The organism is Kribbella sp. NPDC055110 (assembly GCF_053607525.1).
The window spans coordinates 25,315-36,694 of sequence record NZ_JBSGTS010000027.1; the positions used below are offsets into that span (position 1 = coordinate 25,315).

General features: G+C 68.1%; 11 protein-coding genes. 9 read left to right on the top strand and 2 right to left on the bottom strand.

Annotated elements, in window-relative coordinates:
* The first annotated feature begins 94 nt into the window (after nucleotides 1–94).
* The 6 genes from ACWF0M_RS31170 to ACWF0M_RS31195 all read left to right on the top strand — a co-directional run bounded on the left by ACWF0M_RS31170 (nucleotide 95) and on the right by ACWF0M_RS31195 (nucleotide 5,790).
* Nucleotides 95–1,222, top strand: coding sequence for a transglycosylase family protein (locus ACWF0M_RS31170; protein ID WP_452239302.1), 1,128 nt, complete (start codon nucleotides 95–97; stop codon nucleotides 1,220–1,222).
* A 15-nt stretch (nucleotides 1,223–1,237) separates the two neighbouring features.
* Nucleotides 1,238–2,116, top strand: a complete 879-nt coding sequence (gene rsmA, locus ACWF0M_RS31175; RefSeq protein ID WP_452239303.1) for a 16S rRNA (adenine(1518)-N(6)/adenine(1519)-N(6))-dimethyltransferase RsmA — start codon at nucleotides 1,238–1,240, stop codon at nucleotides 2,114–2,116.
* An 18-nt stretch (nucleotides 2,117–2,134) separates the two neighbouring features.
* Nucleotides 2,135–3,067, top strand: a complete 933-nt coding sequence (locus ACWF0M_RS31180; RefSeq protein ID WP_452239304.1) for a 4-(cytidine 5'-diphospho)-2-C-methyl-D-erythritol kinase — start codon at nucleotides 2,135–2,137, stop codon at nucleotides 3,065–3,067.
* A 31-nt stretch (nucleotides 3,068–3,098) separates the two neighbouring features.
* Nucleotides 3,099–3,353 carry a type II toxin-antitoxin system Phd/YefM family antitoxin gene (locus ACWF0M_RS31185; RefSeq protein ID WP_452239305.1) on the top strand — a complete coding sequence of 85 codons (255 nt, stop codon included), beginning with the start codon at nucleotides 3,099–3,101 and terminating at the stop codon, nucleotides 3,351–3,353.
* The gene (locus tag ACWF0M_RS31190; RefSeq protein ID WP_452239306.1) at nucleotides 3,350–3,745 is read left to right on the top strand and encodes a type II toxin-antitoxin system VapC family toxin; all 396 of its coding nucleotides are present in this window, start codon (nucleotides 3,350–3,352) and stop codon (nucleotides 3,743–3,745) included. Before ACWF0M_RS31185 ends, ACWF0M_RS31190 begins: the two co-directional genes overlap by 4 nt.
* A gap of 155 nt (nucleotides 3,746–3,900) precedes the next feature.
* Nucleotides 3,901–5,790: a GTP-binding protein gene (locus ACWF0M_RS31195; RefSeq protein WP_452239307.1), complete on the top strand. Its 1,890-nt coding sequence runs from the start codon at nucleotides 3,901–3,903 to the stop codon at nucleotides 5,788–5,790.
* Here ACWF0M_RS31195 and ACWF0M_RS31200 read toward each other — a convergent pair.
* Nucleotides 5,774–6,622 (bottom strand): fructosamine kinase family protein, encoded by an 849-nt coding sequence (locus ACWF0M_RS31200; RefSeq protein WP_452239308.1) that lies wholly within the window; start codon nucleotides 6,620–6,622, stop codon nucleotides 5,774–5,776. The two genes, ACWF0M_RS31195 and ACWF0M_RS31200, sit on opposite strands and share 17 nt — an antisense overlap.
* Before the next feature lie 49 nt (nucleotides 6,623–6,671).
* On the opposite strand from ACWF0M_RS31200, the gene ACWF0M_RS31205 reads away from it, so the two are divergent.
* Nucleotides 6,672–8,492 carry an ABC-F family ATP-binding cassette domain-containing protein gene (locus ACWF0M_RS31205; protein WP_452239309.1) on the top strand — a complete coding sequence of 607 codons (1,821 nt, stop codon included), beginning with the start codon at nucleotides 6,672–6,674 and terminating at the stop codon, nucleotides 8,490–8,492.
* A 419-nt stretch (nucleotides 8,493–8,911) separates the two neighbouring features.
* Here the strand turns inward: ACWF0M_RS31205 and ACWF0M_RS31210 are convergent, their stop codons facing one another.
* Nucleotides 8,912–9,409 (bottom strand): MarR family winged helix-turn-helix transcriptional regulator, encoded by a 498-nt coding sequence (locus ACWF0M_RS31210; RefSeq protein WP_452239310.1) that lies wholly within the window; start codon nucleotides 9,407–9,409, stop codon nucleotides 8,912–8,914.
* 96 nt (nucleotides 9,410–9,505) lie between these two features.
* On the opposite strand from ACWF0M_RS31210, the gene ACWF0M_RS31215 reads away from it, so the two are divergent.
* Both ACWF0M_RS31215 and ACWF0M_RS31220 read left to right on the top strand, forming a co-directional pair.
* Complete coding sequence (locus ACWF0M_RS31215; protein ID WP_452239311.1) at nucleotides 9,506–10,291, top strand: methyltransferase domain-containing protein; 786 nt, start codon at nucleotides 9,506–9,508, stop codon at nucleotides 10,289–10,291.
* Between the two features lie 2 nt (nucleotides 10,292–10,293).
* Nucleotides 10,294–10,641, top strand: a complete 348-nt coding sequence (locus tag ACWF0M_RS31220; protein ID WP_452239312.1) for a VOC family protein — start codon at nucleotides 10,294–10,296, stop codon at nucleotides 10,639–10,641.
* Nucleotides 10,642–11,380 lie beyond the last annotated feature (739 nt).

The window sequence follows — 11,380 nt, forward strand, 5'->3', positions numbered from 1 at the left end:
GTCGACCACAGGTTCCAGGCCTCCAGCCTGGCGCTCGCGGCCGGTGCCTGTGCTGTCCCACCCCGTGCCCGGGTAGCCCTACCTGGGAGCGTTAGTGCGTAAGTCCATCATCGTGGCCGTCGGTGCGACGGCTGCGTTCGCCGTGGCAGGTGGCTCCGTGGCCTATGCCGCGAAGAGCAAGACGGTCAGTCTCTCCGTCGACGGGCAGGTGCGGAAGGTGCACACCTTCGGCTCCACCGTGGCAGACGCCCTGAAGGCCGAGAAAGTTCAGGTCGGTGAGCACGACGTCGTCGCGCCCGGCGTGGACTCGAAGCTGAAGGACGGCCAGGAGATCGCCGTGCAGTACGGGCGGCCGCTGACTGTCAACGCCGACGGCGCCAAGAAGGCCTACTGGACCACCGCCGACAGCGTGAACGAGGCGCTGGCCGACCTGGGTCTGCGCTACGACGGCGCCCAGCTGTCCACCAGCCGGAGCGCCCCGCTCGGCCGCCAGGGCCTGGAGCTGACCGTCACGACGCCGAAGACCGTGCAGATCGTGCACCTCGGCAAGATCGTGACGATCAAGTCGCTGGCCGGCACCGTCGGTCAGGCCCTCACCGAGGCGAAGGTCCGCTGGGACTCCGACGACCGGATCACACCGGCCGCCGCGACTCCGCTGAAGCTCGGCGTCAACAAGATCGGTTTCGTGCAGGTCCTGCAGAAGACCGTCACGAAGACCGAGGCTGTCGCGCACGGCACCGCCGAGACCAAGTCGGCGACGCTGGAAGTGGGCACCAAGAAGACCACGGCCAAGGGCACCGACGGCTCCAAGACCGTCACGTACCTGTACACCTACCTGGACGGCAAGCTGTCGACCACCAAGGTGGTCGGGTCGCAGCTGGTGGCCAAGGCGGTCGACGAGCAGGTCGTGGTCGGCACGAAGCCGAAGCCGACCACGCCGACCACCACGACCACGACGACCGACACGCCGTCGAGCAGCAACGTCGGTGCGTGGGACCGGATCGCCGAGTGCGAGTCGGGCGGCAACTGGTCGATCAACAGCGGCAACGGGTACTACGGCGGTCTGCAGTTCGACCACGGCACCTGGGCTGCCTACGGCGGTACGGCGTACGCCAACAACGCGAACGGTGCGTCGAAGGCGCAGCAGATCGCGATCGCGGAGAAGGTCAAGGCCGACCGCGGCGGCTACGGCGCCTGGCCGGTCTGCGGCAAGCGCGCTTAGTGCAAGACTGACGGGGTGACCTCGTCTGATTCATCCACGTCCGCCGGACCGAGACTTCTCGGTCCGGCGGACGTACGTTCGCTGGCCGCGTCCCTCGGGGTCCGCCCGACCAAGCAGCGCGGCCAGAACTTCGTCATCGACCCGAACACGGTGCGCCGGATCGTTCGCGCCGCCGAGCTGTCGGAGGGCGAGACGGTTCTCGAGGTCGGGCCGGGGCTCGGATCGCTGACGCTCGCGCTGCTCGCGGAGGGGCACCGGGTCACCGCGGTCGAGATCGACCCGCTGCTCTCGCAGGCGTTGCCGTCGACTGTCGCGTCGTACGCGCCGCACCAGGCGTCGAGGTTGACCGTGGTCGAGGCGGACGCGATGGACGTGACGCCCGCGGAGATCGGCGAGCCGACCGCCTGCGTGGCGAATCTGCCGTACAACGTCGCCGTACCTGTCCTGCTGCATCTGCTCCGGGTCTCGGACTCGCTGCGGCACGGTCTGGTGATGGTGCAGTCCGAGGTCGCGGACCGCCTGGCGGCCGGACCGGGTTCGCGCACGTACGGCGTACCGTCCGCGAAGGCCGCCTGGTACGCCGACGTACGGCGCGCCGGGCCGATCGGACGGAACGTCTTCTGGCCGGCTCCGAACGTGGACTCCGGGCTGGTCGCGTTCGTCCGCCGCGAACCGCCGGCGACGGAGGCGAGCCGCGAGGAGGTGTTCGCGGTGATCGAGGCCGCGTTCTCGCAGCGCCGTAAGACGATCCGGTCCGCGCTGGCGCGCTGGATGCCGGATCGTGCGCGGCTCGATGAGGTTCTCGGCGCCACGGGCATCGACCCGATGGTGCGCGGCGAGATGCTCGGGATCACAGAGTTCGCCGCACTCGCAGGTGCGGCTCGGACTGTCTGAGGCACTAGCCTGTGCGACGTGCCACCTTCTGCTGAGGTCACGGTGCGGGCGCCGGCCAAGATCAATCTCGGTCTGTCGGTCGGTCCGCCGCGCCCGGACGGGTTCCACCCGGTCGCCACGGTGTACCAGGCCGTTGCCCTGTACGACGACGTGACCGCGGTACTGCGGGACGACGACGGCGAGATCTCGGTCGAGATCTCCGGCGACTTCGCGGACGACGTACCGACCGACGGGACCAACCTCGCGGTGCGGGCGGCGAAGTTGCTGCAGGCGGAGTACGACGTCGACGAGGGCGTCGACCTGACGATCCGCAAGACGATCCCGGTGGCCGGCGGGATGGCCGGCGGATCGACTGACGCGGCAGCGACTCTGGTGGCGTGCAACAGGTTGTGGGGCCTGCAGCTGACCCAGACCGAGCTGCAGCACCATGCGGCCGAGCTCGGCAGCGATGTGCCGTTCTGCCTGGTCGGGCACACAGCGCTCGGTCAGGGCCGGGGCGAGCAGGTCACCGAGGTGATGTCCCGCGGGACGTTCCACTGGGTGTTCGCGATCGCCGACGGCGGGCTGTCGACGCCGGACGTCTACCGCGAGCTGGACCGGATGCGTCCGCTGCGCCGCGTCGAGGCGCCGCAGGTTCGTCCGGAGCTGATGTCCGCGCTGCTGTCCGGGCAGCCCGGCGCACTTGCCGTTGCGCTCAGCAACGACCTGCAGGCCGCGGCGTTGTCGCTGCGTCCCGAGCTGGGCGAGACGCTCCAGTTCGGCCTCGACCAGGGTGCGCTGGCCGCGCAGATCTCCGGCTCCGGTCCCACCTGCCTCTTCCTCGCCGCCGACAGCCGCAGCGCCGTCGACCTGGCCGTGGAGCTCGCCGAATCCGGCCGCTGCCGCATGGTCCGCCAGGCCGAAGGCCCGGTCCCGGGCGCCCGGATCCTTCCGGCGATCGTGAGCCGGTAGTACACTTAGCTAAGTGGACTAAGGAGGGCTTATGAGCGAGCCGGCAGCGCAGTACAACATTCACGAGGCCAAGACGCAGTTGTCGCGGATCCTGGAGCGTGTGGAGCACGGTGAGGAGATCATCATCAGCCGTGCGGGCCACCCGATCGCGAAGGTCGTGCCACTGCCCACCACTCGCCAGCGGACAGGTTGGGGGTCGCTGGCTGGGCAGATCAGCTATACCGACGACTGGGACTCGGACGAGACCAATGCGCAAATCGCAGACGATTTCGGTATGCCCTCATGACCGAAAGTCCCGGTGCTTCGCGCCTGCTCTTGGACACCCACGTGCTGATTTGGTGGCTGGAGGCCAGTCCTGAGCTGTCGGATCCGCTGAGGAAGCGGATCAACACCGACCTGCACGTCTACGTGAGCTCCGTGTCCGTCTGGGAGCTTTCGATCAAGAAGGCCGCCGGAAAGATCAATCTGCCCGAGAATCTGCTCGACTGGATCGAGCGTGCTGGTGTGAGCGAGCTGCCGATCCGGATGGCACATGGTGATCTCGCGGGGCGGTTGCCTGCGATCCATCGGGACCCGTTCGATCGGATGCTGGTTGCGCAGGCGTTGGTGGAGAAGCTGACGCTGGTGACGCGTGACCGGTTCATCCAGAAGTACGACGTACCGGTCCTCGAGGCCTGAAATTCGTTCGTCACCGGCGGTGGCTGGTGCTAGCTTCACAGAAACGCCCTCAGAGAATCGACAGAGACAGGAGACCGGGATGCGCCGCGAATCGATCCACCCCATGGGTACTGATCGCTTCGACGCATTCGCGAGGACTCTTGAACTCTCTGACGATGGGCATTGTGGCGCATGTCGACGCCGGTAAGACCAGCCTGACCGAGCGGCTGCTGTTCGCCGCCGGCGTCATCGACCGGGTCGGCCGGGTCGATGACGGGAACACGCAGACCGACTCGATGGATCTCGAGCGGAAACGCGGTATCACGATCCGCTCGGCGGTGGTGTCGTTCGCGCTCGGCGACCTGCCGGTCAACCTGATCGACACCCCCGGGCACTCCGACTTCATCGCCGAGGTCGAGCGCGCGCTGTCCGTACTGGACGGCGCGGTGCTGGTGATCTCCGCGGTGGAGGGCGTGCAGCCGCAGACGCGGTTGCTGATGCGCACGCTGAACCGGCTGCGGATCCCGACGCTGCTGTTCGTGAACAAGATCGACCGGGTGGGCGCGCGGTACGACGAGTTGCTCGCCGACATCCGGCGGTTGCTGACGCCGGCCGCCGTACCGATGGAGTCGGTGGCGGATCTCGGTCTGCGAGCGGCGTCCGTCGTACCGCTGCCGGTGCAGCGCGGCGAAGTCGGCGAGATGCTTGCCGAGCGCAACGATGCGTTCCTGGAGTTGTACGTCGAGGGCGCCGAGGTCGACCACGCGGCCGAGCTGCGGCGGCAGGTCGCGACGGCCGAGATGTATCCGGTGTACTTCGGATCCGCGATGACCGGGGTCGGGATCGCCGAGGTGATCGAGGGGATCCGCACGTGGTTGCCGCGGGCAATCGCCGCGCCGGAGGACGAGCTGCGGGCGCGGGTGTTCAAGGTCGAGCGGGGTGCGGCCGGCCAGAAGATCGCGTCCGCGCGGATCGTCAGCGGGACATTGGCCGTGCGTACGCCGGTCGTTGTGCATCCTGTTGACGGTCCGGCGTACCAGGTCCGGCCAAGTGGGATCGACGTGTTCGGGGACGGTGGGCGGCATCCGGTGAATCGGGCCGAGGCCGGTCAGATCGTGGCGTTGCGTGGGCTGAAGAGCATCCGGATCGGCGATCAGCTCGGCGTACGGGCGTCGTACGCGCAAAGGCTGTTCGCGCCGCCGACGCTGGAGACCGTGGTGAGCGCGCGGGATCGGGTGAAGCTGTTCCAGGCGTTGACGCAGCTCGCCGAGCAGGATCCGCTGATCCGGGTCCGGAAGGCCGACGAGATCACCGTGAGCCTGTACGGCGAGGTGCAGAAGGAGGTGATCGCGTCGTTGCTCGAGTCGGAGTACGGCGTCGACGTCACCTTCAGCGAGACGACGCCGATCCATGTCGAGCGGCTGATCGGGGTCGGTGCCGCGACTCGCGAGATCACCGAAGGCCCGTGGGCGGCGGGGGTCGGCTTCCGGGTGTCACCGGTTGCCGAAGGCATCGAATACAACCTGGAGGTGGAGCTCGGCGGGCTGCCGCGCGCATTCCACACGGCGATCGAGGAGACGGTTCGGCAGTCGCTGCACCAGGGCCTGTTCGGGTGGGAGATCCCGGACATCCGGGTGGATCTGACGCACACGGCGTACTGGAGCCCGGTCACCGTGGCCGCCGACTTCCGCCGGGTCGTACCGCTCGTTCTCCTGCAGGCGATCGCCGAGGCCGGTACGACGGTCCTGGAGCCGGTCAACCACTTCGAGCTGGACGTCCCGTCCGACACCGTCTCCCGGGTTCTCGCACACGTCGCCGAACACCGCGGCGTCGTCACTCAGACCACGCTCACCGAAACCCAGGCCCACGTCGAAGGGACCATCCCGGCCGCCACCACACACCCCTTCGAGTCCATGCTCCCCACCCTCGGCCGCGGCGAGGCCCTCCTCGCCACCACCTTCCACAGCTACAGCCCGGTCCCAGGCCCAGCCCCCAGCCGCGCCCGCACGGACGGCAACCCACTCAACGAGAAGCAGTACGTCCTGAACCTCAGTCGAGTTGTTTGAGGATTGCGGAAATTTCGGAAACGGTTTCCGCGCGGTCGGGCCAGTGGGCGGTGATGCAGAGGAGTTCGCGGAGGTGGAGGAGGGGCAGGCGATCGCGCCAGCCTGGGGCGAGCGGGTGAAGTTCCTCGTAGGCGTCGAAGAACGTTTCGGAGAGGTGGCCGTAGATGAGGAGAGTGGCCAGGTCGGCCTCGGGCCAGCCGTAGTGGACGGCGGGGTCGATCATGGCCGGGCCGCCGGTCAGGTCGGGGAGCAGGTTGCCGTGCCACAAGTCGCCGTGCAGGAGGGACGGCGGCTGCAGCGGGATCAGCTCGGGGAGGCGGCTGGTGACGCGTTCCAGGCGGCGGCGATCTTCCGAAGGGAGCTGGTGGTGGCAGTTCGGTTCCTCCAGGTAGCGGAGCAGCCGGTGCTCGGCGAAGAACGCGTGCCCGTCGCTGGTCCACGGATTCCGCTGCGGGAGCGTGCCCAGGTAGTTGTCCTGGTGGTACCCGAACTTGTCCGCGGTCTGTTGATGCTGCAACGCCAGCGCCCGCCCGGCGTCCTCCCAGTACGTCGTCGACGGTTCCGACGTACCGAGGTCGGACAGAACGATGTACGCCGACGTCACCCGAAGGACCTCTGGTACGGCGAACCCGCCGGGTGCACGGAGCGCGTCGAGACCATCGGCCTCCAGCGCGTACAGGTCCGACGGCACGTCGTCCTGCGTCTTCACGACCACCGATTCGCCGAGCGTCGTCCGCACGCGGAACGTCTTGCTGGCGTAGCCGCCTTCCAGCGGATCGGCGGCGATCGCGTCGCCGAGGGACAGGCCGTCGAGCCAGGCGGGAGTCAACACCTGGACGATCCTGGCACGGGTTCGGCGGTCAGCTACCCTTAGGCGCGATATGCCTGCACCTAACTTGGTCAATCTGGAAGCTGTTTCGAAGGGCTTCGGGACCCGCACACTGCTCGACTCGGTCAGTCTCGGCGTAGGCCGTGGTGAGCGCATCGGCGTGGTCGGGCGCAACGGCGACGGCAAGTCGACGCTCCTGCAGGTCCTGGCCCGACGTGAGGAGCCCGACAGCGGCCGGATCACCCACAATCGCGACCTGAGGCTCGGGTACCTCGGTCAGACCGACGACCTCGACCCGGACCAGACCGTGCTGCACGCTGTGCTCGGTGACGTCGAGACCTACACCTGGGCGGCCGATCCGCGGGCGCGCACGGTGATGGAGCACCTACTCGGCGAGGTCGACCACCAGGCGCTGGTCGGCAGCCTGAGCGGTGGCGAGCGGCGCAGGGCCTCGCTGGCCAGGCTGCTGCTCATCGAGGTCGACCTGCTGATCCTCGACGAGCCCACCAACCACCTCGACATCGAGGCGGTCAGCTGGCTCGCCGAGCACGTGGTCGACCGGGCGGGCGCGCTGATCGTCGTCACCCACGACCGCTGGTTCCTGGACGCGGTCTGCACGAACACGTGGGAGGTGCAGGGCGGCCGCGTCACGTCGTACGACGGCGGGTATGCGGCGTACGTCCTCGCCAAGGCCGAGCGGGCCCGCAGCTCGCAGGTCACCGAGGCGAAGCGGCAGAACCTCCTGCAGAAGGAGCTCGCCTGGCTGCGTCGCGGCGCCCCCGCCCGTAGTACCAAGCCGAAGTTCCGGATCGAGGCGGCCAACGCGCTGATCGAGGACGTGCCGCCGCCGCGGGACAAGCTCGCGCTGTCGCAGCTGGCGACCGCCCGGCTCGGCAAGGACGTGTTCGACGTCGAGGACGTCAGCCTGAGCTTCGGCGACCGCAAGATGCTCGACCACGTCACGTTCCGGCTCGGTCCGGCCGACCGGATCGGGCTGCTCGGGCCGAACGGTGCCGGCAAGACCACGTTCCTCAAGGTCCTCACCGGGCAGCTCCCACCGGACCACGGCCTGGTCAAGCAGGGCAAGACGGTCCGGATCGCCAACCTGTCGCAGACCCTCGAGGATCTCGACGACACGGTCACCGTCCTCGACCACATCACCGCGATCCGTCGTACGGCGGCGCTCGCCGGGCGGGGTGGTGAGCTGACGTCGTCGCAACTGCTCGAGCGGTTCGGATTCACCGGTGACAAGCTGACGACGCGGATCTCGGATCTGTCCGGTGGCGAACGCCGCCGCCTGCAGTTGCTGCGCATCCTGCTCGACGAACCGAACGTGCTGATCCTCGACGAGCCGACCAACGACCTGGACGTCGAGACGCTGACCGTGCTCGAGGATTTCCTGGACAGCTGGCCCGGCGTCGTCGTCACCGTCACCCACGACCGGTACTTCCTGGAGCGGGTCAGCGACATGGTTTACGCGATCATGGGCGACGCCCGGGTCCGGCATCTGCCGCGCGGTGTCGAGCAGTATCTCGACGAACTCGCGGCCGGAATTCCGCGGCGGACGGCGTCGAATGCGTTGACGTCTCCACCAGTTGTGTCCACCGATTTGTCAACGGCGGAAAATGGCCAGGTGGTTGAACGTCCGATGGCTGACGCGGCAGCGGCCCGGGCGGCGAAGAAGGAGCTGAACCGGATCGAGCGGCAGCTCGCGAAGATCACCGAGGCCGAGACGAAACTGCACGACCAGCTGGCCGCGAGTGCGAGCGACTACGGGCGGCTCGCCGAGCTCGACGCCGAGCTCCGGAAGCTGGCCGACGAGCGCGGCGAGCTGGAAACGGCCTGGTTCGAAGCGGCGGAACGCGCGGAGTAGGAGCGCGGAACGCGCTGTTCAGCAGGGGTTCGAGCCGCGGCGCCCCCTCCGATCCCCTGTGATTCGGAGGGGTGCGCCGAGCTTCTGGGTGAGCGGGCCCCGTGCCGGCCGGCGTTGTTCGGGCCCCGAGCCCCGGACACCGCACGACCACTTTCGGCGGACCACCTCTTGCCGCCGAAGTCACCGTGTTCTGACATTTTGTAGTCGGTCAACCACCGACGGTGATGACCCTAGTAGCGGGCCCGTCCGGTGTCGATAGTCGTCGGCTACAGCAGCCTCTCGATCTCGTTGCAACTAGCAACGATCGGACCGGGGTAGAAGTGACGGGGCGTCTTTTCGGATAATTCCGGGGTCATTTCGGCCGCGCTTTGTCCGTACGAACAAGCCGCTTTGTCGTGACGCAAACCGGGTGTTTTCGGTCAGGGCTTTTCCAGGTCGAACGGGCGGACCAACTCCCGTAACACCCCGGCAATCTTCTGCTGGTCGCCGCCGCTGAGGCCGCCGAGCAGCGTGCGCTCATGGATGAGCAGGTCGGCCATCGCGGCATCGACCTTGTCCCGGCCGTCCGGTGTCAGCTGGACGAGCACTCCGCGTCGGTCGTGCGGATCCGGCAGTCGTTCGACCAGGCCGCGGGCGGCCAGCCGGTCGACCCGGTTCGTCATCGTGCCGGACGTGACCAGGGTTTCCTTGAGCAGCTTGCCCGGCGACAGCTGGTACGGCGTACCTGCTCGGCGGAGGGCAGCGAGGACGTCGAACTCCCAGGACTCCAGGCCGTGGGTGTCGAACGCCTGACTGCGGGCGCGATCGAGATGCCGCGCCAGCCGGCTGACCCGGGACAGCACCTCCATCGGCGCCACGTCGAGATCGGGGCGCTCGCGGCGCCAGGCCTCGATCAGCCGATCGACCTCGTCCTTCATGCGGTCGAGACTACCCATCAAGACTCTTGACATCAAGACAAGTTGTGGAGCTAGAGTATCTCGACGTCAAGATAAATTCGTCCGAGAGGGAATCCGATGAGCACGTCACCGGTGTGGAGTCCAGAGCAGTACGGCACGTACGCCGACGAGCGCGCCCGGCCGTTCCGGGACCTGGTCGAGCGGGTCCGGGCGACCGACGTACGGACCGTGGTCGACCTCGGCTGCGGTCCGGGCGCGTTGACCGCGACCCTGCGTCAGGTGTGGCCGGAGGCCGTGATCCGCGGGATCGACAGCTCGCCGCAGATGCTCGAGGCCGCGGCGCCGTACGCCGACGACCACCTGAGCTTCGAGCTCGGTGATGTCCGCGAGTGGAGCGTCGAGCCGGGTTCGCTCGATGTGATCGTCACGAACGCGACGCTGCAGTGGGTACCGGAGCAGCTCGACCTGCTGCCCGGGTTCGTCCGGGCGCTGCGGCCGGGCGGGTGGCTGGCGATCCAGATCCCAGGTAACGGCGATGCGCCGTCGCACGCGATCCTGCGGGAGCTGGCCGGCACGGAGCCGTACGCCGAATACGCAAAGGACACATCGTTGCGTCCCGACGTACCCGGGCCGGCCGAGTACGTCGACGCGCTCAGCGCGGAAGGTTGCGTGGTGGACGCGTGGGAGACGACGTACTTCCACCTGCTGTCCGGCGACAACGCCGTACTGGAGTGGGTGAAGGGGACCGGCGCGCGCCCGGTGCTGCAGTCGCTGCCGGACGACGTACGGCCCGCTTTCGAAGCGGAGTACGGCGCGCGGCTGGCGGAGGCGTATCCGCAACGGGACTACGGGACGCTGCTGCCGTTCCGGCGGATCTTCGCTGTGGCGCAGAAGAAGGGGTGAACATGCGGCTCGATCATGTGCAGGTGTCGTGCCCGCCGGGTGGTGAGGATGTGGCGCGGGCGTTCTACCGCGATGCGCTCGGGATGACCGAGGTGGAGAAGCCGGAACTGCTCAAGCCGCGCGGTGGATGCTGGTTCAAGGCCGGTGCTGCGGAGATCCACATCGGGGTGGAGCAGGACTTCACGCCGGCTCGGAAGGCCCATCCCGCGTTGGCTGTGGAGAATCTGGATGCCTTGGCTTCGAGGCTGGCGGAGCTGGGTTTCCCGGTGACCTGGGACAACGAAACGATCGCAGGCCGCCGACGATTCCACACCACCGACGGCCACGGAAACCGAGTAGAGATCGTGTGAGCAAATCATCCGGCCCTTTCGTCCGATATGCAGGTGATGGTCGCCCCCCGACGGGGGCGTGAGACAGGAACAGGTGGGTCGGAACCTGCTATTGCCTGTCTCCCGCCACCATCTCCTACCCCCCAGTCCCCGCCACCGCCCCGCCGGACGTCGCCCTCATCGCGCTGGACCTCACGCCGGACGTCGCACCGCCGTCGTCGCCTCGCCGTCGCGTTGGACGTCGGCCAGAAGACGAGGGGATCTCCCTTCGTGTGTAGGGTTCTCTGTTGATATGCGAGGGGAGAACCCCACACGCGAGGGGTTATCCGTTGCTGTTGCGCGACATGCGAGCAGGTCCCGTGCCTACCGGGCCCGGCTGCTATCCGGGCGTCTCGGCACGTCTTCGACCCGCCCCCACAGCCGCCCGGCGGGGAACTACCGGGCTGTTGCCGTTGACGCCCGCCTCTAACTCCCGCCCTTGACGACTGTTGTTGACGGCTGCCGTGGCGGGGTGTGTCTGGTGGTGGGACAGGTTGTGGTGGGTTGGCACCTGGTATTTCAGGTCTCACGTCACGAGTTCCTGTCTCACGCGACCAGATTCCCCCTCGCGACACCGCACTCCGGTCGGCCAGCTCAGCCCAACCACTCATACATGCGTCAGACGCGCCGGCATGCCCGCGAGTGCGGGGTGGGGTGAAGCGGGGGGCCCCGGCCCCCCCAACCCCGCGCGCCCCGGGGGGTTTTTGTGGGCCCGGGGCCC